The 24,852-nt window shown below is 49.1% G+C and carries 16 protein-coding genes; 10 read left to right on the top strand and 6 right to left on the bottom strand.

What is annotated here, in order from left to right; translation table 11 throughout:
* Nucleotides 1-34: 34 nt before the first annotated feature.
* The 9 genes from tssJ to OCU49_RS11170 all read left to right on the top strand — a co-directional run bounded on the left by tssJ (nt 35) and on the right by OCU49_RS11170 (nt 14,277).
* A complete protein-coding gene (gene tssJ / locus OCU49_RS11130; RefSeq protein WP_261845057.1) occupies nt 35-688 on the top strand; it encodes a type VI secretion system lipoprotein TssJ in 654 nt (217 codons plus the stop codon).
* Nucleotides 689-2,044 carry a type VI secretion system baseplate subunit TssK gene (gene tssK, locus OCU49_RS11135; protein ID WP_261845058.1) on the top strand — a complete coding sequence of 452 codons (1,356 nt, stop codon included), beginning with the start codon at nt 689-691 and terminating at the stop codon, nt 2,042-2,044.
* A gap of 149 nt (nt 2,045-2,193) precedes the next feature.
* Nucleotides 2,194-3,561: a type IVB secretion system protein IcmH/DotU gene (icmH, locus tag OCU49_RS11140; protein ID WP_261845059.1), complete on the top strand. Its 1,368-nt coding sequence runs from the start codon at nt 2,194-2,196 to the stop codon at nt 3,559-3,561.
* A gap of 36 nt (nt 3,562-3,597) precedes the next feature.
* Complete coding sequence (gene tssM, locus OCU49_RS11145) at nt 3,598-7,161, top strand: type VI secretion system membrane subunit TssM (protein WP_261845060.1); 3,564 nt, start codon at nt 3,598-3,600, stop codon at nt 7,159-7,161.
* Nucleotides 7,161-7,850, top strand: coding sequence for a type VI secretion system-associated protein TagF (gene tagF / locus OCU49_RS11150; protein WP_261845061.1), 690 nt, complete (start codon nt 7,161-7,163; stop codon nt 7,848-7,850). Before tssM ends, tagF begins: the two co-directional genes overlap by 1 nt.
* Entirely contained in the window at nt 7,834-8,577 is a 744-nt protein-coding gene (locus OCU49_RS11155) for a PP2C family protein-serine/threonine phosphatase (RefSeq protein ID WP_261845062.1), read from the top strand. The genes tagF and OCU49_RS11155 overlap by 17 nt, the downstream gene beginning before the upstream one ends.
* A gap of 17 nt (nt 8,578-8,594) precedes the next feature.
* The gene (locus OCU49_RS11160; protein WP_261845063.1) at nt 8,595-13,229 is read left to right on the top strand and encodes a protein kinase domain-containing protein; all 4,635 of its coding nucleotides are present in this window, start codon (nt 8,595-8,597) and stop codon (nt 13,227-13,229) included.
* Nucleotides 13,230-13,238: 9 nt separating this feature from the next.
* A complete protein-coding gene (locus tag OCU49_RS11165; RefSeq protein ID WP_261845064.1) occupies nt 13,239-13,958 on the top strand; it encodes a hypothetical protein in 720 nt (239 codons plus the stop codon).
* A gap of 31 nt (nt 13,959-13,989) precedes the next feature.
* Nucleotides 13,990-14,277 (top strand): type VI secretion system PAAR protein, encoded by a 288-nt coding sequence (locus OCU49_RS11170; protein WP_261845065.1) that lies wholly within the window; start codon nt 13,990-13,992, stop codon nt 14,275-14,277.
* 161 nt (nt 14,278-14,438) lie between these two features.
* On the opposite strand, the gene OCU49_RS11175 is transcribed toward OCU49_RS11170, so the two are convergent.
* Genes OCU49_RS11175 through OCU49_RS11200 form a run of 6 tightly spaced genes read right to left on the bottom strand, consistent with a single transcriptional unit; the run spans nt 14,439 to nt 22,847 of the window.
* Nucleotides 14,439-15,398: a DUF6708 domain-containing protein gene (locus OCU49_RS11175; RefSeq protein WP_261845066.1), complete on the bottom strand. Its 960-nt coding sequence runs from the start codon at nt 15,396-15,398 to the stop codon at nt 14,439-14,441.
* On the bottom strand, nt 15,395-15,547 hold the full coding sequence (locus tag OCU49_RS11180; protein WP_261845067.1) for a hypothetical protein: 153 nt from the start codon (nt 15,545-15,547) through the stop codon (nt 15,395-15,397). Before OCU49_RS11180 ends, OCU49_RS11175 begins: the two co-directional genes overlap by 4 nt.
* A gap of 59 nt (nt 15,548-15,606) precedes the next feature.
* Nucleotides 15,607-16,560 carry a DUF6708 domain-containing protein gene (locus OCU49_RS11185; RefSeq protein WP_261845068.1) on the bottom strand — a complete coding sequence of 318 codons (954 nt, stop codon included), beginning with the start codon at nt 16,558-16,560 and terminating at the stop codon, nt 15,607-15,609.
* Nucleotides 16,557-19,856, bottom strand: a complete 3,300-nt coding sequence (locus OCU49_RS11190) for a toxin VasX (RefSeq protein WP_261845069.1) — start codon at nt 19,854-19,856, stop codon at nt 16,557-16,559. The genes OCU49_RS11185 and OCU49_RS11190 overlap by 4 nt, the downstream gene beginning before the upstream one ends.
* On the bottom strand, nt 19,849-20,763 hold the full coding sequence (locus tag OCU49_RS11195) for a DUF4123 domain-containing protein (RefSeq protein WP_261845070.1): 915 nt from the start codon (nt 20,761-20,763) through the stop codon (nt 19,849-19,851). The genes OCU49_RS11190 and OCU49_RS11195 overlap by 8 nt, the downstream gene beginning before the upstream one ends.
* Nucleotides 20,760-22,847, bottom strand: coding sequence for a type VI secretion system Vgr family protein (locus OCU49_RS11200; protein ID WP_261845071.1), 2,088 nt, complete (start codon nt 22,845-22,847; stop codon nt 20,760-20,762). The genes OCU49_RS11195 and OCU49_RS11200 overlap by 4 nt, the downstream gene beginning before the upstream one ends.
* A 324-nt stretch (nt 22,848-23,171) precedes the next feature.
* Between OCU49_RS11200 and tagH the strand changes: the two genes are divergently transcribed.
* On the top strand, nt 23,172-24,716 hold the full coding sequence (gene tagH / locus OCU49_RS11205; RefSeq protein WP_261845072.1) for a type VI secretion system-associated FHA domain protein TagH: 1,545 nt from the start codon (nt 23,172-23,174) through the stop codon (nt 24,714-24,716).
* Nucleotides 24,717-24,852 lie beyond the last annotated feature (136 nt).

Raw genomic sequence — 24,852 nt, forward strand, 5'->3', positions numbered from 1 at the left:
ATTGTAAATGGATGAAGGCTAAAGGAGTTAGATAATGCCGTTTGGTATCGGGAATTTTTGCCGGTTGTTTTTTTGTACGGCGCTGCTGTTTTCTCTGGTGGGGTGTTTTTCACTGGAAGTGAAGGAAGATACACCGCCTGCGGCGACGCTTTCACTGGCGATATCCGCTCACCCATTAACGAATCTCGATTTATCCGGCCGTCCATCGCCCACTGTTGTCAGGGTGTATCAGCTTCGTAAGGAAGTTGATTTTAACGAAGCCAGCTTTTTTGATCTGTATGATCAGGATAAAACGCTGCTGGCTGCCGATCTTCTCAGCCGTGAAGAGCTGGTGGTAGCACCAGGCACGGTAGTAAACCGTCAATTAATTATCAGTCCTGACGCGCGCTTTGTTGCCATTATGGCGGCTTTTCAGGACACCAATAATTCCGTACATAAGCAGATCCAAGCGGTGTCCGGCGTCGATGATACGACCCTGGTTGCCTACCTGAGTGCGAATTCGCTGGCGGTTACGTCAGACGGTTCGACCGGAATCAAAGAACCATCGTTGCCGTTAAACACTAAGATTGATACCCAGGCGTCTCAGGGCGTTGCGGTTGATAAGGATGGTGTATCAGTGAATCCGACAAAACTTGAAGGATGTCAGGGTGCGAAGGCTATAAATGTGCTGATGAATGAGGGATGTTAATTGACTACTAAAGTTATCTGGCATGAGGGCATGTTTTTACGCCCTCATCACTTTCAACAGTTCGAACGCCATGTTGCTAAAGAACTGACGAATCGAAGCCGCGATCTGACGCCTTATTCATGGGGATTGTCAGCGTTAAGTATTAATCAGGCCAATCTTGAAATAGGTGAGTTAACTCTGGATCAGTGCGCCGGTGTATTTCCGGATGGCACAGGCTTCAGTACCCTAACCGGTGATGCGCCGCCTTTATCTATTCGTGTACCTGATGCGGTTGAAGATGCTGTGGTGTATCTGGCGATTCCTTTATCCCAGCATGGCGCTGCAGAAGTTGGTGAAGGTGATCACCGCAACAGCCTTATCCGCTATCTGCCACGCACTGTTGAGCTACTGGATAGCTCAGACGAGCAGGGGGAGCGTTCATCCATTCAGGTGGGTGAGTTGCGAATGCGTTTGTTTGTCGAATCTGCCCGCAATGATGATGAATCACTCCGGGTGCCTCAGGGGTATACGCGGATAGCCATTGCGCATATTGAAGAGGTTAAGGGCGAAAAAATCCGCCTGCGTCAGGCGTTTATTCCCACTGTTCTGCATATTGGTGTTTCCCGGTTGTTATCAGACTTTGTGACTGAACTGCATAGCCTGGTGATGACGCGTGCGCGGGAGTTAGCAGGGCGGGTTGCAGGTGGTGGCGGTAAAGGTGGCGTCGCAGAAGTAACCGACTTTATGCTGCTGCAGATTCTGAACCGGCTGGATCCTGTTCTTAATTTGCTGAGCGATCTTGAAACGCTGCATCCTTTAGCGCTGTATGAACGTTTGCTGGGGATGGCTGGTGAACTGTCGACCTTCATGAAGAAGGATAAACGGTCGCCTGAATACCCTAAATATGAGCATGAAGCTTTATATGAAACCTTCGCACCGTTGTTTAGCGACCTGCGTGATTCATTCGGTACGGTGTTGGAGAATATTGCTGAGTCGATTGCTCTCTCGCCCCCTCAGTATGGTATTCGTGCGGCACGAATTCATGATCGTGCACTCTTAAAGAGCGCCGATTTCGTATTGGCTGTGAATGCGCAGGTGCCACAGGAAAAATTAAGAAAGCAACTGCCTGCACAAATGAAAATTGGCCCTGTTGAGCAAATACGTGAACTTATCAGCAGTGCATTGCCCGGTATTCCAGTCAGTGATTTGCCGGTTGCACCCCGCGAGATTCCTTATCACGCAGGCTTTACCTATTTTCAACTGGATACCAGCGACCCTATTTGGAAAAACCTGGATCAGTCAGGGGGGATTGCATTCCATATCGGGGGCGATTTTCCCGGGCTGGAGTGTCAGTTCTGGGCGATTAAACGGCGTTAACAGAGAGTTTTATCATGGATGACCAAACCATAATCCGTCCCACGCCTGGGGGAAGAAGACCGCAGCGTGGGGGTACTCAGCAGGCGGGGCAGGGACAGGGTTCTTCTGTTCCTCCGCAGCGTCCCGAGACAGGGAATGCCTATCAACCGATGTCGCCTCCTCCAGCTCCCGGACAAGGCTCTGCGCCTCCACAGTATGGACCTGCCGATTATCAGCAGCCGGGTTATCAGCAGCCGGGCTATCAGCAAGCTGGCGGGTATTCTGGCCATGCTGCTCCAAATCAGGATTATGGCCACCCGCCGGCAGGGGCGATGCCTCTGGCTGATGAAAACCCACTTATTGCTTTAGTGTCTCCTTTGCTAGCTTTTGCCAGCAAGATTCAGAGTGCTTCTGAGTGTCCCAATCTGGATGAATTTCACCGTTATGCGCTGGATCAACTGAATTTTTACCGCAGTCAGGGCTGGGGGATTCAGGCGGATCCAAATACTGCTTATCAGATCAGTTATGCGATGTGCTCACTGGTGGATGAGATTGTTTTGAATACTCCCTGGGGGAGCACCAGTCGCTGGTCGGGCGACAGTATGTTAATCAACATGCATCAGGAGGCCTGGGGTGGCGAAAACTTCTTCAATTACCTGCAGGAGTTGATGCAGCGCCCGGCAACCAGTCTTTTAGTGCTGGAATTTTATTATTGTTGCCTGTCTCTAGGCTTTGAAGGTAAATATCGGCGCTTGTCGAATGGCCGCAGAGAGCTGGATCAGTTACGCAATGAACTTTATATCCTGATTACACGGCATAGAAACAGAGCTGCGCAGCCATTGTCTCCTGCATGGTTAGGGCTGGATGTTGCGCATCAGGGGTTTGTGCGTCATCTGCCGCAATGGGTGATCTGGTCGGTTGCTTTGGTATTGTTAGCCACTTCGTACATTGGTTTTAACTGGTATCTGAATCAGAAGTCAGATCAGGTTATGGTGACTCTGGCCCAGGTCGGGCAGGCGGACCCATTGCAGGTCACGCCGGTTAATATCGATAAATTAAACCGCTTTGTGCCTGTTGAGGCTCCAGTGCTGGATTTTCAGCGAGTAGATCTGGTGGGCATTCTGACACCCGTACTTAAACCTGAGCTGGACAGTGGTGTTGTTGAATTAATTGATGACGCGACACATACACTGGTACGCATTCGTCATACCAAGCTATTCGCATCCGGACAGGACGATGTAGCGGCTCGCTTTATTCCGTTGATTGAGCGCATCGGAGATACCCTTCCTGAGTTAAATGCTCCTATTGAGGTTCAGGGTCATTCTGACAATGTGCCTATTTTTTCCGCCCGCTTCCCATCCAACTGGGTATTGTCTAAAGCCAGAGCCGATGCGGTGGGTGATCTATTGAAAAACCGGTTGCCGGGGGAGCAGGTTATCCGGACTGAGGGGCTGGCTGACAGCGAGCCTCTGGTGCCTAACTCATCGGCGCAAAACAGGGCGTTAAATCGACGTGTTGAAATCGTATTACGTAAGTAGACATCGAACTTCCAGGGATTGAATACAGGTTTTGTCGTGAAAAAAATTGTCAGTTTTGTTACGAATAAATGGTTTTTGCAGGTACTGGGTCTCATCTGTATTGCGCTTTTGATCTGGTTTGTAGGGCCGCTCATTGCTATCGCCGATACACACTTTCTAGCGTCTGATTTCGCACGTTTACTTGCCATCATTATTGTTATTGCGCTGTGGGGAGCGAACATTGCCCGCAAACAGTGGCAGACAAAGAAAAAGAACCAGCAGTTGATGGATAACCTTTCCAGTAATCAACAGGTTGAGTTACGGGAAGAGCAGGCAACCGCAGAAGAGCAGGGGGTAATTGGCGAGCGCTTTGATGAAGCGCTTGAGGTGCTCAATTCTCACGGTAAGAAAAATAAATATGCGCTTTATGAGTTGCCCTGGTACATCATTATCGGCCCACCGGGGTCTGGTAAAACAACGGCTCTGGTTAACTCTGGCTTGCACTTCCCGCTGGCAGACAAAATGGGCAGTGAAACTGTGCAAGGCATTGGTGGTACCCGGCATTGTGACTGGTGGTTCGCTGATGAGGCGGTAATGATTGATACCGCAGGCCGTTTCACTACTCAGGACAGCTACGAGTCAGTCGATAAAGCAGCCTGGCAAAAATTTATGGAGCTGTTGAAGCTTAATCGCCCACAGCAGCCGATAAACGGCGCTATTATTGCGATGAGCATGGCTGATCTGATGCAGCAGTCTGACGAAGAGCGTCGTCAGTGTGCTAAGACGATACGCCGCCGTATTGAAGAGCTTCAGGAAAATCTGGGTATTAATTTTCCAATTTATTTCACCTTTACCAAGTGTGATCTGATACCGGGTTTCAGTGAGTTTTTTGGCGGTTACGACAAAGAGGCCCGTGGCCAGGTCTGGGGGGAAACTTTCGGAATTAACGCAGACGGGCAGTGCGATCTGACTATAGAGCAATATCCTGAGCACTTTCAGCAGCTGAGCATGCGTTTGCAACAGCAGGTGCTGGAGCGTCTGCACCATGAGCACGACCCGGATAAACGTGGTCTGATTCTTGGTTTCCCAAGCCAGTTTGCCGGCCTTGGGGATATTGTTTCAGTGTTCCTGAACGAGACTTTTTCCAGTAGCCGTTACAGTCAGCCGGTTTTACTACGCGGAGTGTATTACACCAGTGGTACGCAGGTAGGTTCGCCGATTGACCGTTTGCTGGGGAATCTGGTACGCAGTTTTGGATTTGGCCGTACCACCATGGTGGGTGGTTCAGGAAAAGGCAAAAGCTTTTTTATTCGGGATCTGCTGACCCGCGTTATTATCGGTGAGGCTGGTGTAGCTGGCCTTGATCAGGGCTTACTGCGTAAGCGCCAATGGATTCAGCGTATCAGTGCCACTGCTGCATTGGTTGTAGTTGGCCTTGCTGGCAGTGCCTGGGGCTGGTCGTACCTGAATAATGAAGACCGTATTGAGGAGTCTTCTGTTCAACTTGCCGAGGTGCAGTCCCTGCAAGTGGCTGGACCGCTTGGCCAGGCCGACTTCAGAGCAGTTCTGCCGGGGCTTAACAGCCTGAATCAGATGCCTGCTATTTATGCTTCAGCGGGTGTTGATCATAGTTTTGGTTTGTATCAGGGCGATAAAGTACAGCAGGGTTCTGCGGCGGCTTATCGTAAATGGCTGGAAAGTCAGTTTTTGCCTGTGTTAGTTGCCCGCATAGAAGAGCTGATCATTGCTAATGATCCCAGAGATACCAGTGCATTGTATGAGTTGCTCCGGGTGTATCTGATGTACGGCGGTGTGCGTGATTATGATGCGGAACTGCTGAAAAGCTGGGCGATGCTGGATTGGCAGGCAGATAATGAGTTGACTGATGATGAGCTACAGCAGCTTGAATCGCATCTGGATATCTTGCTTTTGGAAGGTTTCTCGCCGGTTGTGATGAACGATAAAATCATCACTGATGCGCGCAAGAATCTATCCCGGGATCCGCTGGAAAAACAGGTCTATCAAGCCGTTAAACGAGAATTACAGCAGAACCGTCAACATGATCTGGTCATGGATGATGTGTTGGGCACGTACGGCTTCGACATATTCCGCAGCAAAATGGGACAAGACCTCAGACAGTTTGTAATACCTGGCTTCTTTACCAAGAAAGGCTTCTACGAACTGTTTTTACCGAACAGTGTTGAGATCTCTAAACGTTATCTGGAAAACAACTGGGTAATGGGAGAGCGCTATCAGCAGGCGAATGTGGATCCGGCTGCATTACAGCGCAAAGTACTGGATCTGTACTACGCGGATTACATTAAGAATTGGGATGGTTTGCTTGATGACCTTGCGGTTAAACGCCCCACGGATGCCCGGGACAGTGTGCGTCAGGTGAGTATATCTGCGGGTATTGATAGCCCGGTCAGGTATTTGTTAGAAACGGTTAAAGAGCAGACAACTCTGACTCAGTATCTGGTAGAAGGTCAGGGTGAGGGCAGCGAAGAACTTGCACGCTCTGTGGCGAGCCTTAACCAGAAAGCAGCAGTGCAGCAACAGCGGGTCAGTAAACTGCTGCGTAATGCTAAAAAAGCCGGTTTGCTTGACCAATTAGGCGGCAACCTCGGTGAACGGGTTGAACGCCATTATGCGCCATACCATAAACTGCTGGAACGGCGAGGTAACAGTACGCTGTTTGATCGTCTGAGTGATGACCTGGCTAACCTGGGCCTTTACATGGATAGCGTTGCGAACTCTTCTTTTTCAAGCACAGGTGCGTTAGATGCAGCCCAGAACCGCCTGGCCCGTGGTGGTCAGGACCCTATCGGTAAGGTGAATAGCTACCAACACAGCTTGCCGCCTATTATGCAGGGCTGGGTCGGTGATCTTGGTACTCAGAACTGGCAAATGATGTTAAAGGGCACGCTGGATGAGCTGAATCAACTGTGGCAGACGCAGGTGTATCAGGAGTGTAAGGCCTTTGTTGCAGGCCGATTCCCGCTGAATCCTAAAGCTGCATCAGAATCTACTTTAGAAGACTTCAGTCGTTTCTTTGCCCCGCAGGGTACGCTGGATGTCTTTTATCAGAGTTACCTGAAGGACTTTGTTGATACCAAAGGCCGTAAATGGGTTGAGCGGAAGGTTGATGGGCAATCCATTGGACTGTCCCGGAACACGCTGGCTCAGTTGCAGCGGGCGAGTAAAATCCAGGAATTGTTCTTCCGCAATGGGCAACTTTCTGTACCTTTTGTGATGCGGCCGTTAAGCCTGGATGCCAGCGTATCGAAATTTGATATGACCTTGGGCGAGCAGCATATTACTTATCGTCATGGTCCACGGCGACCGATGAATCTTAACTGGCCGACCCAGTCTACAGACAGTGTATCGCTGACGCTGGAAGGGCCGCAGGGTATGTTGTCGTCCCGTTCAGAGATCGGACCCTGGGCATGGTTCCGGGTACTGAACAGTGCCAGAGTTAACAAAACCAATAACCCGGCTATTCATCATGTGACATTCGATGAGCAAGGTTATAAAGCAATGTTTGAGCTGCGGGCGCTGAGTGCTGTGAATCCGTTTGGCGAAGATCTGTTATCCGGCTTCTATTGTCCGGAGTCGCTGTAATGCAGCAGGGAGCAGGGTTCTACGGCAAGATGCCGTGCCGGGGCGATTTTGTCAGTCGTAATTTGCCCCGGGGGCTGGTGGATGGTTTTGATCTCTGGTTTCAACAGGGCATGCACAATGCAAGGCTGGAGTTGAATGAGCAGTGGCAGGCGCGCTATGGCATTGCGCCTATCTGGCGTTTCTTTATAGCCCCTGGTGTGTTTGACCAGCATGGCTGGATCGGCGTGTTTATTCCCAGTGTCGATAAAGTAGGTCGTCAGTTTCCCTGTCTGATCTCTGTACCGGTACATCAACGTATTGCCACGTATGAGCAGATACTCGCGCAGGACAGTGTTTATCTGCGCATTGAGGATTTGCTGCTGGACTCCCTGGAAATAGATTTTAATTTTGATCACTTTTGTGAACAGGTTGATGCACTGGCAATGCGGCCTGTATCGCCACCGGCGGAGTTACTGGCTGTAAAAGATGAGATTCCGGTAATGCAGAATATTTATGCCATGCGTTATCAGTATCAGCATCTCGATTTGATGACTTCAATCGAGTACCCGGTGTTATGGATGAGTGAAGGTACAGAAGGCGTAGAGCCGCAATTGCTGCTATCAGGTGGGCTGCCCGATCCTGTTGGTTTTGCACGGTTTATTGTCGGAGAGAGTGTTGCAGGGGAGAGTAGTAATGCCGGAACAGCTTAGTTGGCGCTCCGTCGGGTTAACTGAAACAGGGCTTGTACGAAAAATTAATGAAGATGCGTTATATGTCTCTGATCCTAAGGCCCATTGGGCTGTTGCCGATGGCATGGGAGGGCATCATGCAGGGGATCTGGCCAGTCAGCTTGTGGTTGAAAGGCTGGATAGGCTGCCACTGGATGCATCGTTATCACGGCGGGTTGACCATTTAGAAGACGCGCTGATTCAGGCCAACCAGGAACTGGTTCACATGGCCGGAGGCGGCGGTAAGGTGATTGGCACGACAGTCGCCGGGTTAATGTTCGATCAAGGCCGGTATCTGGTTTACTGGTGTGGCGATAGCCGTGTGTATTTATTTCGCAATGGCTGCCTGAATCAGGAAACTGTTGATCACACTCTGGTTCAGGAGTTATTGGAGCAGGGCCGGATCAATCCGACGGATGTTGAGAACCACCCAGAACGAAACGTAATTACCCGTGCAGTAGGTGCTGCACCGTCTCTGTATGTTGATATGGATCTGCGACCTCTCCAGGCGGGAGACCTGTTTCTGATTTGCAGTGATGGGTTGGATAAGGAGATCAGTGAGCTGGAGCTGACTCAGATTCTTGGCATTGAAGGGCAAAGTCTTGATCAGATAGCCGGACGTCTGATGTCTACCTGCCTGAACCGTACTGCAAAAGATAACATCACGCTGGTTGTTATCAGTGTCGAAGAAACCGTTGGTATTGAGTGAGGCTTTACGGGTAAATAATGGAATTATTTAAAGCTGAACTGCAGCGTTTTATTCGCGGAGAGAGCGATCAGGCGTCACTTGTTGCCGCTATTGAGAGTGCACTGAATGAGAATCCGGAATATGCAGCGCGTATTAACAGTGGTTTACAACGGCTGGCGGATGCGGGGCACCTTGCTCCCGACGTGGTAGCTGAATTAGTTCAATATACTGAAAGTTTCTCGCAGCGCGATAGCGAGGACAGTACCCGTTTTATTGCGGAAGATCAGACGCAGATTGCATCGCGACCCATTCCAGATGATCAGACACAGATAGCATCAAGCCCTACCACCGAAGATCAGACACAGATAGCATCGGGTCCCATTCCTGATGACCAGACTGTTATGGCGGCCGGTCAGGAAGATAAAACACAGTTTGCGCAAGCCGCGCCCCGTTCCGGGTCTGCGCAGGACCGTTCGGGGTTTACTACGCCTACTTCACGGACTTCAGGTACCAGCAATACGAGTACAACATCCAAATGGGCAAAGCCATTTGATGAAGAGGGCCAGGTTGATCATACGCTGACGGTTGGTTCGGTTATAAAAGAACGTTTTCGTCTGGTCGAGTTTATTGGCTGTGGCGGTATGGGAGACGTTTTTAAAGCAGAAGACCAGCGCCGGATTGATGCGCAGGACGTCGAAAGCTATATCGCGATTAAAGTACTGAACAGCAATTTCCGGGATCATCCCGAATCGCTGCGATCGTTGCAGCGTGAGGCAAGAAAAACCCAGAACCTTGCTCACCCAAACATTGTTAACGTGTTTGATTTTGACCGTGACCAGCATCATGTCTATATGACCATGGAGCTTATGCTTGGTGAGCCGCTTAACAAAGTCATTAAGGGCAAACCCCGCGGTCTGGCTGTTGAAACTGTTTATCGTTATGTCGCTGAAATGGGAGCGGCCCTGAGCTATGCCCATCGTAGCGATATTATTCACTCGGATTTTAAGCCCAGTAATATATTCCTTGATCAGAACACCATCAAAGTATTCGATTTTGGTATTGCCCGTGCGGCAAAAGAGGGGCAGGCAGATAACTTTGACGCTGGCGAACTGGGCGCTTTAACGCCGACATATGCATCGCCTGAAATGCTTGATGGACAGCTACAGGCTGATCCAAAAGACGATATTTATGCGCTGGCCTGTATTACCTATGAGTTGCTGTCGGGTAAGCACCCGTTTCTGGAAAAGGGTAAAAAAGTACCGGCAGATCAGGCTCGGGATAAAGGCTTAACGCCTGCTCCGTTAAAAGTGCTAAAGCGTAGTCAGTGGAAAGCACTCAGCCAGGGTTTGAGTTTTGACCCGGCAAGGCGGACACATTCGGTTGATGATTTTCTGCAGGGCTTTCTGCCTTCTGCTCAGCCGACAGGGCTGATGAGCAAGTGGTATATCTGGCCTGTTGCTGCCACTGTGTTATCGGCCATTGCTTACTTTCCTGCCCGGGACTTCTGGGAAGCGAAGCTGCTAAGTGATATGGCTGATGGCCTTAAAAATGGTGACGATGCCGATATTCTTGCGTTGCTCGATGAAATTGAAAACATGCAGGAAGATGAACGGCTGACTTACTTCAATGACGCGAGGGTTAAAAGCTCACTGACGAAGTATTTTATTGGCCGTATGAATGATCAGATGAGTGATGATCAATATGCAGAAGCGGAGCATGTTGCCGCCAGAGCATTGCAAATCTATGAAGATTCCCGTCGTTTATCTGATCAGCGTGAGTTGGTGAGTAAGCGCAAAGCCGGTCGCCTGAATGAGCTGAATATTGAGCTTAACCAGTATTTGAGTGCCAGCCTGAACGCGTTTATTGCCAAAGTTGAGGCTTTGCCAGCGCTTTTCGATTCCATTCGTAAAGTGGATTACAAAAACCCAATGCTTAAAGACCCGCGGGTGCCAGAGCGTATGGTGGAAGCCATTGACTGGCTGGCTGGGAAGAATGCCTTCAGTGAGGCCGAGCGTGTAAGCACACTTGCGAAAGGAATGTTCGCTGGAAATGATGAGATAACTGTTGCTTATGAGCAGATGAAGCAACAGCAGTACCGCTTTGAACAAACCAGTCAGATCGAAGGGTATGAAGCGTCATTGGCAGCCGCAACGGACATCCGGGCGTTGCCTGATCTGGATACCTACAAAGATGTGGTGACAGAGCTGAACAGGATTGCACCGCAAAGTGCAGTCCTGAGCACCTTTAAGCAAACGGCATCGCCATTGGCGGAACAGGCGATCAGCGATTTGATCGCTCAGAATAACTGGTCTGATGCTCAGGCGCAGTTTGAGCAATATAGAGGTTATCTGACAGGTTCTGTACTGGATCAGCTTTTTGTTCAGATTGAACAGGGCAGGGCTGATCAGTCGAATACGCAGACACGTCAGAAAAATGCGATTTATGCAGCGATTGAACAGGGTGATCTGACACAGGCTGCAGCATTAATCGAGCGTTTTGATGCACCGGAAAATACCCAGCTAATAGTTGCTGAACGTCTTGGCCGGGCCTTCCTGAAACAGGCACGTATAGCCAGAGCTGATAAGCAGTGGGATCAGGCTGTCGGTTTAATTGAAAGTGCCCGCACAGCGTACAATGACACTGAATTTAGCAGCTTGCTGAATGATGAACTGCAGATTATTGAGGTCAGCCGTGCAGCCACTGACTCAGCACAATTAGAGCAGATTCAGGCAGAGCGGGCAGCAGAGCTGAACCAGCATCAACAGACGCTGAATACAATGCTGCAACAACCAGTCGGCTCAGTTGCATTAGAAGACATTCAGGGGTTGCTGGATAAGGTCGAGCAGTTACAGCCAGACCACGCTTTGCTACAGGATATACCGCAGCGGCTTGCCTCCGGTTACCTTAATCAGGCAGAGCATTTAACGCAGCAAAGTGATCATAAGGTTGCATTAGAACTGTTGAATCAGTTCAACACGGCTTTTCCAGGTAATGCATCGGTGGATCAGCGTATGGCTGAGCTGGATAGTTACCTGAAGACGCAGGCTGAAGCGCAGCGTTACAACGATACCGAGCAGCAGATAACACAGCTTCTTACACAGGTTAGTCAGAATCCGAACTGGCAGGCAGAGCTGAATCAGCTAACTGATCAGCTGCAAGGGCAAGGTGCAACAGAAGCGCAGCTTAATGCGCTGAATACAACTATCGCGTTGCAGCTTTCCCAGCAGGCAATGCAGTATTCAGATGACAAACGTTTTGATCCTGCGCTAGAGATGCTGGGTAAAGCTGCTGAATATGATCCTGCACTGGGAACCCTTGCAGGGCTGGAGCAGCAAATCAGAACCAGTCAGGCTGACTGGGAAGCAGAACGGCAACTCAGGAAGCAGCAGGCCGAGATACAGGGCCTGAAACAGACCTTACAAACTCAGCTGCAGGCTAATGATTTGCCGCGCGCTGAACAGAGTCTGGAGAAACTGAAAGGCTTACTTGGGCCTGACAGTCCTTATATTCAGAGTGAAGCGCATCCGGCATTTGTAGATACGTATTTACGTCTTGCTGATCAGCTGGCGCGTCAGACACGGCTTACAAAAGCAGCTGAATTACTTGAGTCGGCTAGAAAGTACTCGGTAGATACAACGGTTATTGATGAGAAAATTGCGGGTTACAAGCGTGATGCAAAGCTGTGGCGTATTGGCCAGGCGACGCGCAGTATTTCCCTGGATTCGTTCACATCAGCCCACCAGTTGCTCACAGAAATTGAAGCGGAATTAGCTCCTGAAAGAGCGGAGAAATTGCATAAGGGGCTGACAGATGCGGTTATAGCGCGGTATCAGCAGCTTAAAGGCAGTCGCCCTGAGGCAGCGCTGAAGTTACTGCAAAAAGCGCGGGGGCTTTATCCTGATCATGCGGGTATTCAGGGGATTGAATTACCGGCTGTCGCGCCGAAACCGGCGGCACCCAAAGCTGAGCCTGCACCCGCACCGGCAGTGGTTGAGCCGGAAACAAAACCTGAACCTGTTGTTGCAAAACCTGCCGTTACAGCGCCTGCAGTAACTGCTACAGGCAAGGCTTGTACCTCAGGGTTAGCGGGCCTGGGCAGAAATGTGAAAGCTGTTTGTTACGACATGGTGTCAGCACAAACTAAAGGGCCGTATATGGTAGTGGTGCCCGGAGGTGCCGGCGGACCTTTTGCAATATCAAAATTTGAAATCAGCAATGAAGATTACAACGCCTATTGCCAGCAGACGGGCTGTAATACCCGTGCTGGCAATGGCCGCAGTCCGGCAACCGGAATCAGTTACAGCCAGGCCGCAGGCTATGCTCAGTGGCTGACGAAGGTGACTGGAAAACAGTATCGCTTACCTGAATATACACAGTGGAAATACGCTGCTCTGTCGGGCAATAAACGTCAGCCGAATAATTTTAACTGTCGGTTGATGCAGGGAGAAACCATTCTGAAAGGCCATGCGCCGGTGTCGGTACGTAACGGTAAAGCCAATAACTGGGGAATAGTAAATTACCTGGGTAATGTTCAGGAATGGGTAACAGATAACGGTGCTGCTAAAGCAGCGGGTGGCCATTATGCCGACAAAATGTCGAGCTGTTCGGTCGACCTTATTCGGACTGCATCAACCGATGCGAAAACAGGTTTCAGGCTGGTTCGGTCGCTATAAAGGTGAATTATGGGAATCACACTACTCACGCTTAGCAGGCAGCATGCTGCAGGAAAGATCACCACGGCAGACTATCGGGCTCAGCGCCGTACCCTGATTGATGAACAGGTTTTTCAACTAGAAGAACGTACTATGCCGGGGTTGGTAAAAGAGTGCGAATCCGTGCGCGGAGCTGTTCTTGGGGATGTTACTCAGCCTCCGCCAGCAGCCTATGGTACAAGGTCAGGTAATCAATATAGCCCGCCGGTATCTGCTATGCCGAATAGCGGGGTGCAGGTAGCTGCTGCTATGGCTTCTGGTTCAGATACAGCCTCTGGCAGTGCTATGAAGCGGTTAGAGGGATTAGCGCATCCTGAACCGGCGGTCAGTAAATCATCTGGTCTGGCGAAGAAGGGGCTGATTACAGGTCTGATCGTCGGGTTGCTTGTTTTAGCTGGGATCGCATATATATTAATGGGGAATACAGAACAGCCGTCAGAACCAGTCGATGATCCACTTAAGCAGGCAACAGTGTTACTGCTTGAAAACCCTGATTGGCAGGTTGCAGATTTGCAGGCTTATCGCCAGCAGCTCAGTGGCCAAACTCAGGGATTAACACATGAGCAGGCTTTGTTGTTAGCCTCTGTGGAAACATACTTATCGGTGCCGCTGAGCAATGATCATTCGGTGCTGGATCAGGCGGTGCAGCGGCTCAAGCAAGATTTAGATGCCTTGGGTCAACAGCAGTAAACTGGTAATTCGTAAAGCAAAGGAAAGCAAAATGGCAAAAGCAGCACGTTTAGGGGATATAGGTTCTGGCCATGGCTGTTTCCCACCCACGCCGATTACATCCGGCAGTGGCAATGTTGTTACCAATGGTCTGCCTGCGGCGCGGTTGGGTGATCCATTAGCCGCCCACGGATGCGGAAATTGTCCGCCTCACGGGCGATCTATCTCTGGCGGTTCCGGAACGGTAACTATTAACGGCAAGCCAGCAGCAAGATCCGGAGACGGTATAGGCTGTGGTGGCTCGGTTGCAGCTGGTTCTGGCGATGTTTTGATTGGCTGATGCTGATGATGCGCTTATTTGCGTAGCATCGCAGCTAGAGACGGGAGAGAAGCCGGCTAGGTTAGGGTGCTTTAGTTCCAGCGGATAGTCTTCAAAATCCATTTATAACTTCGTCTCAATAAGATGTTGAGAGGGCTGTTAATCCTTAACAGCCTTAATACTCAGTGCCAATTGATGGTTTCACCTGTCCATTCATGGACTTCTTTTGGCCATTTCTTTTTAAAGGGGTTAAACCAGAGATAAATTGTTGAAGGGTGTATTAGGAAAACTATTAGGGTAACTAAGGGAAAAATGAAGGGGATCCCCAATAAAGGCATATTCTTGGTATGCACTGCTTTGATGCGAGAGTTTTTATCTTCGGGGTTATAGACCTGGTTTGGTCCTTCTGACATATATGCCCTGACATACTCCCAGTAATTGTAAAGGTCGTAGTGGTATGAGCCCTCGTTCAACAGAACTAAAGGAACAGGCTCTTTGCTTGCTTTCCCATTGACACAGTGCTGCGGGTAGAGCCATAGGTTAAGGCTGTAGGCATCTGCTAAACCGGCCATGCCCATATAATCGGGTGCATACATACAGGCTATTTCACATTCGTTCCAAGGAATGCGGTATAAAGCGCCTTTATGATAGGCATAAACTTCCTGGTCTTGGTAATTAAAACGCACAGGCGTCGCGATCGGTCTGAGAAAGTCGAATAGAATAAGGCCTAAAATACTTGCTAAAAAACCATAGTCTAAAATATCAAATTCTAACCAGCCCATCCCCCCACCAATTCTAAAAACTATATAGCCGAGTATATACATTGGTAATAACAAGAACTGAGCACCACGTGTACACATTTCGCGGTTGGTGACACTATTTACCCGCATATCCATGTAGTGACTATGATTACCTGCACCATAATGTGAACAGCTTTGTTCTTGAATATGTTCGGTGCTTTCTTTGCGGGGAATTTTTTTAGCCGGAGGGTTAAGCACATCTTCCATTACTACACCTTTACCAAATGCTGTGCCTAAGCCTTTACCGCGACGGGCCTTGGTGTTTTTAAAGGTAGGTGAGTAGCCGTTTTGCTTAGGAGCAACCCATGCATTTGGATTGGTTTTATCTATCTGCTTCTTCATTTGGTTAACCGTTTAACATCGAAGCTGACATCAGAGGTGAAAAATGGCACTTTGCTGTCGTCATCGATCGCTATCTGGTAGTGCAGGGTGACAGGGAAGCCTGCGGGGTTATGGTGCTTGAGTTCCAATTGATAGTCTTCAAAATCCATTTGTTGTTTTGTCTCAATAAGGTGATGAGAAGGCTGTTAATCCTTAACAGCCTGGATGCTCAGTGCCAGTTGACGGTTTCGCCCGTCCATTCATGGACTTCTTTTGGCCATTTTTTTTTGAAGGGATTTAGCCAGACATAAATTTTTCTGGGTTCAAGAATTGAGTAAACAATAAAAATAAATGGAAGCTCTATGAAGAGTCTTAATGATAGCTTGGAGAAATCAACAAAATACGCGCGTGAACCATCATCATCATATGTATAGACTTTGTCAGGCCCTTCTGTCATATAGGCTCGGACGTATTCCCAATAATCATAAATGTCGTCGTGAGCTGAGCCTTCATTTAATAGCACCAAAGGAACGGGTTCCTTTCCTGCTTTCCCATTGACGCAATGTTGTGGGTATAACCAGAGGTTTAGATTGTATGCATCAGTTAAACCACCAAGCTCCATATAATCAGGAGCGTACATGCAGGCAATTTCGCACTCATTCCAGGGAATCCGATACAAGGCTCCTTTATGGTAGGCGTAGACTTCCTGCGTTTTGTAGTTAAAGCGTACAGGGGTTGCTATTGGTTTGAGGAAATCAAATAAAATTAAAGCCAGCAAGCCAGCAAGAAAGCACAATTCTACAATATGTAACTCAAACCAGCCGTAGCCTACAGACCTTATAATAAGATATGCAGGCAGGAATATAAGCACAAAAAAGACTTGGGCTGCACGAGTCAGCATCTCACGGTTAGTGACACTATTGACTCGCATATCCATATAATGGCCATGATTACCTGCTCCAAAAAGTAGGCAGCCATTTTGTTGAACCTGTTTGGTTTCTTTATCACGGGGTATTATTTTGGCTGGAGGGTTTAGAACATCCTCCATTACTACACCTTTACCAAATGCTGTGCCTAAGCCTTTACCGCGACGGGCCTTAGTGTTTCTAAAGGTAGGTGAGTAGCCGTTTTGCTTAGGAGCAATCCATGCATTTGGATTGGTTTTATCTATCTGCTTCTTCATTTGGTTAACCGTTTAACATCGAAGCTGACATCAGAGGTGAAAAATGGCACTTTGCTGTCGTCATCTATCTCTATTTGGTAGTGCAGTGTTACAGGGAAGCCAGCAGGGTTATGGTGCTTCAGTTCCAGCTGATAGTCTTCAAAATCCATTTGTTGTTTGGTCTCGTTTAACTCAAAGATTTGCGTAAAGAGTGCATTAGCGGCTTGCGGGTTACTTACACTCTGGCTGGCGGGTATCAGGCTTTGCTGGCCTGTTTCGTAAAGGGTAACCCGTGAACCTGTGCGCTCAGCGGTGAGTTTAAAGTACGGCGGTTGCTTCTGGCCAGAGTTAAAGCCGGGCAGGTGGATATTTAGGGTAAAGTTTTCGTAGCGGCCGTAGTCGGTTTCTTGGTAGTTATCGACCGTGAGAATAGGTTTATAAAGCTGATGACAAAAGGCCGTGAGTTCTTTTTCTGCTGTTTTGTGCACTGAGGCGTCTTCCAGCGCTTCATAGTAGGCCAGGCGGCCGGCTATATCCGTAAGGTTGTCGTCGTATTTATATGCATTGCCTTTACCCCAGAATGTACCTTTCAAGAACAGCTCCATATCACTGACTTGCAGGTAACTGTGCCAAAGCCCAAGTACTATACCGGCAACGGCTAAGATAATGCCGGTGACCGCGACCAGCGGGGCCGCCGGGCTTACCAGTGCAACGATTGCACAGCCCAGTGCAAGAGTGTTCACACCTCCAGAAGTAATGCCTACAGCTTTCGTAATCAAACTCTCATCTTTGTTGAAATCCCGGTGGATATTAAAACCGCTGCTGATCACCGCAAGCAGGTTGCCGACAACGGGGAGCACTTTGTAGCCAGCGCGGCCAGAGCGAACAAATAATTTACTGATAATATTCTTTGTATTTACAGTTTCCTCAAACCGCCTAATAGTGGTAAAGCTAAGTCCTTTTAGAGTGGTATGAGTTTTTATGCCGATATCTTGTAGTAGTACCTTTGAAGCAGCTTTCATTGCCGCTTCGTCGCCCGCAAACAGAATGCGTTGAATCAGAACGAAGCTGGTTTGAACCAATCCAGATAGCGATGAAAAGAGATTCACAAAATCTTTTGCGGATGCTTGTTCGGATCTCAATGATTGGGTTACAGAGTAAAAGTTAAATACTTGTCCCAAAAACAGAATCCCTAACCCTTTACCGGCAAATTTCTCGAAGGCTTTACCAGCTTTTTCTACGGTTTGTACTACTGTTGCATCGCTTTTTACCAGGCCTGCTTTGTCGAGTTGGCCGACAAACCATTTAGCAGTGGGGGTTAGGGTTTGTTCAACTTTACCGACAGGGGCGGGCTCTGCCAGATTAAGGGCCCTGACTCTGATATCGCTTTCAATGGCAGCAGCCAGAGGCGTGGGGCGTGTACCGAGCGCCTGGCTAGCCTGTTGTTGAAAGTTGGACTGAATATCGTTGAGCATGGTGCTCATTTTGTATTGGGTGCTGAACAGGTTGTAGCCGTAACGGTAGGACTGGCGTTCCATTAACAGGAAAAACGCGGATTCGCCGGGTGTATGAACGCCGAGCTGAGCAAGGCGTTCGCCGAATACGAGGTTAAGCTGGTCGGTTGCCAGCGTTGCTCTGACATTCTGCCCGGTAAAGAAGTCAGTATAGGTTTTAGACAGGCTGCCGTAATTGATACCGGATGCGGCGATCAGTTGTTTATTGACCTTGTTGGCTTCCTGAAACACCTTGCCTGCCATCATTAGCAATATGTACCAGCCGGCGCCTTCCTGTTCGGCAAATTTTTCGTCGGGGTTCAGGTTTACTACAAACTTATCGACCCAGTCATTGCGAAGGGCAGCGCCTTTGTCTGACGTTTGCAGGTTCAGAGTCATGTTGCTCAGGGCGGCTTCCAGCTTTTCCAGATTCTCTGCTACCGGGTTGGCCGGGGCGGTATAAAAACTCAGTGCCAGATTCAATTCTTTGCTGTCGAGCCATTTGAGCCAGTCGGTGGCTTCTTCATCCAGCGCTTTGCCCAGGTTCTGGGTGTAGTCATCCCGGGTCGCCAGAAAATCCTGCATAGGGCCGTAATTTAATTGCTCAATGTAGTTCTGCTTTGCCCTTTCGCGGTTTTGAGTTTTGGCAGCGTTGATCCCGTCCTGGTCTCTGGGAATTACGAGCGTGTCATAGCCATAAACGGGTGTTAGTTCCCATGCAAGTTTGACATTATTTGGGTTGAGAATACGACCTGCTGAAGGTTGGCTCTGGCGAACTGTTTTTATTGTATAGGCCGGTACGTTGCGGTCGTAATCATTCTGGGTGAGTTTATTCAGTAATTGCTCGGTGGTTTTGCCAATCAGGTAGGGATGCTGTGTCTGGGCGATGCTGGTCATCGCGACGTCGTACTGTGCATCGAAGAGCAATGCCAGTTCGGTCGTTATGGTAATAGGGTCTGGCAGTACCACGGCAATATGGTTATCCGGTGCTGCGCTATTGGCGGCGGCTAACAGGCGGTTGGCGGCATCGGGCTGTATACTTTGTATTGACCAGTCAAACTGCTCACTGGCGACATTACAGTCGGTCAAAAAGCCGGGAAGTTCACAAAGTGGGCTGGCATTCGCCGTGCCCGGGCCCCGGGCAGCAGTGACAGATACGGTTTTAAAGTATTGTTTACGCAGGCTGTCATTTTGCTGAAACGCAGCAACCAGGTTGCCAGGTAGCTGGCAGGGGGTGTAGAGCAGTTCTATAGTATCGTCTTTCTGTGCTTGCAGGTTGGTGCCGGAGATAGCCTCTGCAGGCGCATTACCTGCTGCACAGCAGGCAGATGATGGGCCGTTATCGCCATATTCCGCTTCAAGTATATGCCCTTGTTTTTGGGAGTAGAGGTAGACATATCCGGGCATCAGCGGACGCGGGACATAAATATGCTTCTGTAAGGATTTAAGGCCGCTGATCTTCAGTTTTTGCGGCTGAAATGAATCGCCATGCTTCTGTTGTACGCCATATCGTAGTGGCATCACTACGATCCATTCTTTCTGATTAGGGCACTGTGCCATCACGCCGTTGGTGGCTCTAAAATTAGCCTTTGCTGCATCATTGGAACGTTGCCCTTCACTGGACTTGGAGGGGCTGGCAGCAGTAGTAGTTGATGTGTTCGTGGCCTTAGCTCCGGCAGGCAGTACAAGTTGGTCGCCAGTGCGAATGGCGTAATCCGGTGGAAGAATGGCCGGATTGGCCTGTTTTAGCGCGTCCAGCGATACGTTGTGCTTTTGCGCAATTGCGCTGAGGCTGTCGCCGGGCTGTATTGTATAGTTAGGCATGACTGGATTCCGTTCCCGTTGCATGGTTTGACTGCAGGGTCTGCTGTGCCGCGACTATGTTGGCGGCCAGATCAGCGGCCTGGGCCACTCTTTGTTGGGGTGTTTGCGGGCTTTTCTGTAGCAGGAGATTGCTGACGTTGGGGTAAGGGGAGTGGGCTTCTATGCACTCTGCTCCCAGCATTGCCAGGGTGTTACAGAACAGTGTTAGACTGAGCTGGTCGTCAAACCCCAGTCTTTTCCCTTGTACTATCCAGTCATTGCAGAGCTCATTTTGTTCTGTGGCGGTTTTGTTTGCCATTGTATCCGGGTAACAGTTACTCAGATGTTGCTGCAGACGCTCCTGAAAAACTTGTTGTGAGGCACCGTCCAGTGCAGCCAACTGATGTTGAGACAGGGGGTATGGGGTATTGCTGCGGGTTTGTTGGCCCGGATTATGAAATTCCGTCCAACCATCGGCAGTAGGTATCAATATGGTTTGGACAGGGCCCAATAGCTCGGCCTGTTCAGTGTTGCTGCTGCACTCGAGCAGGTGCCGACAGACACGGGGATCATACCATCGGAATACAGCTTTTGGTGTTAGCTCGCAGGTTGCATAGAGTAGCGATTGCAGGTGCTTCAGCAGCGTGTTTATGGACACTTCTGGGTAAGTTGAAAGCAGGATGCCCGAGCTGTGTGCATTGCTAAATGCCGAAAACTGATCAGCCAGATGGGCTTGTCCTGGTTTGTTAAGCTCGACCAGACAAGGGGAGACATCACGGGCGTTGGCCATATCAGTATTTTCATATAAGTGATGAAAATAAGGTGTCGAGGTGTGGCTGTATAGCCATTTTTCTGTTGATTCAAACTGCGCGCCATCAAGTAGCAGGTAGGCTGTCTGGTTGTCTGGACAGCGTTGTAAAACACTCATGATTGCTTTTCCTGCTGACAAATTTCACAGATGCCTGCACCTTCCTGTGCTGCTTGTTTTAATGCCAGGCTTTGTTGGTGTAAAGGTGCTGCCTGCCATGGGTCATTACTTGCCAGCTGCGGCGTAACATTTCCGGCCTGATCCAGATCTGCTTCCAGTGGCGGTGTTGGCGGAATGGGAGCCGCCTTCGTAGCCGAGGGGGCTGAGCCGCCGGAGTTCAGGTTTACTTTTGCACCGTTGACAGTGACACCGCCCGGGTTGACGTTGATCGTACTGCCACCCGCGGCAATGACCATATCGACACCGGCCTCTATGACAATTTTGTTACCGGCTTTGATGTGGATGTTCTGGCCAGCGCTGGTGGCATGGTTCTGTTTAATCTGGATATGCCGTTCTTTATCGACAATCAGGTGTTGATCATTGTCACTCTGGCGGTGGAAACTGCCGTCAGTCAGGGCGTTTTCTTTTGCCCGCAGTTCCCGGTATTCATTGTTGACCTGTATCCAGTGATGGTCCTGACCGATCCATTCTTTGTGGTCATTCTCGGTACGCTGATCAAAGTTTTTCTGGGCGTGGATGAATACCTGTTCCTGGGCTTTGGCATCTTCCAGACGAATCTCATTAAACCCATCACCGCCTTTGGTTGAGTTGGTTTTGATGGTGCTAATGGTTTTGCATTCTGGCAGTGGGTAAGGCGTGCGGTTTAGGCCGTGGTAAACCCGGCCTGTTATTACTGGTTTGTCCGGGTTGCCTTCCAGGAAGCTGACAATAACCTCTTCGCCGATACGTGGAATAAAGATGCCGCCGAACGCACCGCCGGCATGGCTCTGACTAACGCGTACCCAGCAGGAACTCTGTTCATCCATCTGACCTTCACGGTCCCAGTGGAACTGGACTTTCACACGGCCGTGTTCGTCGGTATAAATTTCTTCACCTTCGGGGCCTGTCACAATTGCGGTTTGAGTGCCTTTAATGCGCGGTACTGGTGTGGTGCGAGTCGGTCTGAAGATAACTGAGAAGGGTATACTGTGAATCTCATTGGTATATTTTGATCCTTCCGTTGTTGCGCCGGCTTCCAATACCTGTGGTTGCGCACAATTGTGCGCAATGTGTGTAATTAAATGCTCTATATTATGTTGTTCGGTTTCGTGGCCGTGCAGCTCAAAACTGTAGCCGGGTACCAGGCGATTAATGTCAGACTCGGCAATAACCTGTTGTCGGTTGTTGCTGATTGCCTGGGTCATTGATTTGGCTAACTGCTTGCCCCGGCCGGCATCAATAAAGTCGCCCGGGTATTCATAAATCTCAAGTGATTTATCCAACTCATGACTTTCGTCTGCTGCTAAGGTGAGGTTTGGCTTTTTGAAATCATAATCCCGAATGGATACTTTGCCGCTGCGAACGGCTTCACGATAGCGGAATTTAAAAAAGTGCTGTTCACGGACGGTACCTTGACCATTTGTGAAGTAGGGGGCTTGGGTTTCACCGCTGATCGTGGTGTTAGTTTCTGAGGTGTCACTGAATACCAGTACGTGTTTGTCATACTGATGTTCAAAGTAATAATGCATGCCTTCAAACTCAGCTAAACGTTGAATATAGGTCAGATCGCTCTCACGGTACTGCACACAGTATTCGCGTGGTGTGTAGCTATTGCTGAGTTCAAAGCGGTATTCGTCGTTCTGCAGCCCGGCTTCCTGAAGCAGTTGGCTGATAATTTCCTGTACGGATTTGAACTGAAAAATACGGCTGTTAATGCGGTAACGCAGCGGCCAGAGTTTGGGTACCAGGGTTAAGTGGTATGTCGTCTGACGTATCCCTGTTTCGCCAGATTCTGCCGCAGCGATGATCCCATGTATGTAGCGTGTGTGTTCGTTTTCGTCGCAACTCTGATCTAGCAATTTAAGTACTGCGGAACTGTTTAAAAGATTAGTCAGTTCAATTTCAGCGTTTTCTGAAACGACTTCAATCGTTATTTCAAACGGTTTGGAGAGTGATTCAAAACCATTCATGCGGACAAGCTGAAAGCTGTCAGCTGAGTCTGCGACGTCAAAGAAAAAGCGCTCTTCATCCGCTTTTAGAAACATATTGAGTCCTTTTTAATGTCTCTTGTGGGTATGGTGAAAATACCAATGCGTCCCGCATTCTGGCGAGTTTGCCAGCGATATATTTATAAATTAACAGGAGAGTTAAGCACGTTGTGTGCCAGTTTTTGGCGTGCTCGATATTGTTTTAATCGGGTGAAATTTACGATGCAAATAACTGAGCAAAATTTCGTAACTGAGCCTTTAAATTCCCAGTTATTTGGTGTAATGTCCTCCGCCATGAGTTGGCATGTGCATGTTTGAAACATATTGAAACTGCATTGGAATTGCCAGGAAAATGGATGTTTTTCATTACAGGGATAGTGAATGTTGGCTATTTTACAACTGAGGTTAATCGCCTTCCGGGGATTGGCACCCGCTGTTTCTCAGGTGTTTGAATATGACCAGGATGAGATCTTAATCGGTCGCGCTGCCGATAATGATTTTGTCGTCGACGACCCTGAACGCTTCTGTTCCCGCTATCATGCTCGCTGTTATCGTGCCGAAAATCAGTTTTTCGTAGAAGATACCAGTACACCTGGTACCCAGGTCAATGCAGGGCATTTCCTGAATAAAGGGCATCGGCACCGGCTTGTTACAGGTGATCTTTTGCACATTGGTGAATGCCAGATCCAGGTTGAGATTCTTCAGGCTGCTGCCGCTGAAACTCAAGCTGATGTCAGTGCTTTTTCCATCGATGATTTTTTTGCTGATGGAACATCAGGTTTTGATGCACAACCAGAAGTGAAAAAAGTACCGCAGCCTAATATTCCTTATACATCACCCGCTGATTTTTATAATCCTCAGGCATCTGACCCTCATGCGTATTCTGAGCAGCAGTCGATGCAGCCTGTGGCGTTTGAAACCCCGGGTAATGGGTACGCACCAGTAGATGATTATCCGGTGGTTCCCGGGCCAGATGGTTTCGGTGGTAGCGCCGAACCATACCTGGCTGGTGCTCCTGCTCCTGCGGAATCTGTGGGTTATGAAATTCCTACAGGGTATCCGGAACAGACACCGGTAACGGATTATCCTATAGAACCTGTTTTACCTCATACAGCGCCTGTTGATTCAGTGTTGCCCCTAAATTCATCTGCTGAGCCTGTTTTTTCTCAGGCAGCTCCTGGGGAACCTATTTTTCCTCAGGCAGTTCCAGCTGAGCACGTATTGCCTCAGGCAGCACCGGTCGAGCCTGCTTCGTCTCGTAAAGTACAGGCTGAACATGCTTTGTCTCAGGTAGCGCCTGCTGAACCTACCCGTGTGACGGAAAATAAACCTGATACGGATGTTGATGGTCGCGCCATTCGTGCGTTTTTACAGGGGCTTGATGTGCAGCCTTCGGATCTGGTGGGGCGTAACAAAGAAGAGATTATGTATTCTGCCGGCCAAATGCTGAGAGTTTTAACTCAGGGCATTATGGAAATTTTGCTGAGCAGAAATGATGTGAAGAAAGAGTTTGGCATGGATGTTACCCGCATCGGTGCTCAGATGAACAATCCGTTAAAGTTTAGCCAGAGCGCAAGTGAAGCGATGATTAAACTGCTGACCGAAGCTGAGGGATATATGTCAGCCCATGATGCGGTTAAAGAGGGTGTTGTTGATGCCAAGGCGCACCAGGTTGCTGTTATGGCGGGTATGCAAAGTGCAATTGTTTCTATGCTTGAACGCTTTAATCCTGAATCTCTCGAGGAGCAATTATCATCGCGGTTCGTATTCTCCAGAAAGGGTAAGTACTGGGAAGCCTATAAAGACACCTATCGGCAGTTAGTGTCTGAGGCTGAGGATGATTTTAATGCGTTATTTGGTGATGAGTTCAGCCTGGTTTATAGGCAACAGGTGAGTGAAATTGAATCGAGTTACGCTCAGGAGTAACCATCAAGAAATACGAGTTTAGGTTTTTTAAACTGCTTTGAATGCCCCGTTGATGGGGTGATATCAAATGGATTTAGGATTTGTTTCGAACCTTCCTAACTGATTATACGAAATAAAGTGTAAAAGGATTTACTGA

The sequence above is a fragment of the Aliamphritea ceti genome (assembly GCF_024347215.1).
GTDB lineage: Bacteria > Pseudomonadota > Gammaproteobacteria > Pseudomonadales > Balneatricaceae > Amphritea > Amphritea ceti.

Bases quoted from the DNA above. Each gene is read 5' to 3' on its own strand.
- OCU49_RS11175 (WP_261845066.1), bottom strand. From the start codon at position 15,398: ATGAAGAAGCAGATAGATAAAACCAATCCAAATGCATGGGTTGCTCCT.
- OCU49_RS11195 (WP_261845070.1), bottom strand. From the start codon at position 20,763: ATGAGTGTTTTACAACGCTGTCCAGACAACCAGACAGCCTACCTGCTA.
- tagH (WP_261845072.1), top strand. From the start codon at position 23,172: ATGTTGGCTATTTTACAACTGAGGTTAATCGCCTTCCGGGGATTGGCA.
- OCU49_RS11185 (WP_261845068.1), bottom strand. From the start codon at position 16,560: ATGAAGAAGCAGATAGATAAAACCAATCCAAATGCATGGATTGCTCCT.
- icmH (WP_261845059.1), top strand. From the start codon at position 2,194: ATGTCGCCTCCTCCAGCTCCCGGACAAGGCTCTGCGCCTCCACAGTAT.
- OCU49_RS11180 (WP_261845067.1), bottom strand. From the start codon at position 15,547: ATGGATTTTGAAGACTATCAATTGGAACTCAAGCACCATAACCCCGCA.
- OCU49_RS11200 (WP_261845071.1), bottom strand. From the start codon at position 22,847: ATGTTTCTAAAAGCGGATGAAGAGCGCTTTTTCTTTGACGTCGCAGAC.
- OCU49_RS11170 (WP_261845065.1), top strand. From the start codon at position 13,990: ATGGCAAAAGCAGCACGTTTAGGGGATATAGGTTCTGGCCATGGCTGT.
- tssJ (WP_261845057.1), top strand. From the start codon at position 35: ATGCCGTTTGGTATCGGGAATTTTTGCCGGTTGTTTTTTTGTACGGCG.
- tagF (WP_261845061.1), top strand. From the start codon at position 7,161: ATGCAGCAGGGAGCAGGGTTCTACGGCAAGATGCCGTGCCGGGGCGAT.
- OCU49_RS11190 (WP_261845069.1), bottom strand. From the start codon at position 19,856: ATGCCTAACTATACAATACAGCCCGGCGACAGCCTCAGCGCAATTGCG.
- OCU49_RS11165 (WP_261845064.1), top strand. From the start codon at position 13,239: ATGGGAATCACACTACTCACGCTTAGCAGGCAGCATGCTGCAGGAAAG.
- OCU49_RS11155 (WP_261845062.1), top strand. From the start codon at position 7,834: ATGCCGGAACAGCTTAGTTGGCGCTCCGTCGGGTTAACTGAAACAGGG.
- OCU49_RS11160 (WP_261845063.1), top strand. From the start codon at position 8,595: ATGGAATTATTTAAAGCTGAACTGCAGCGTTTTATTCGCGGAGAGAGC.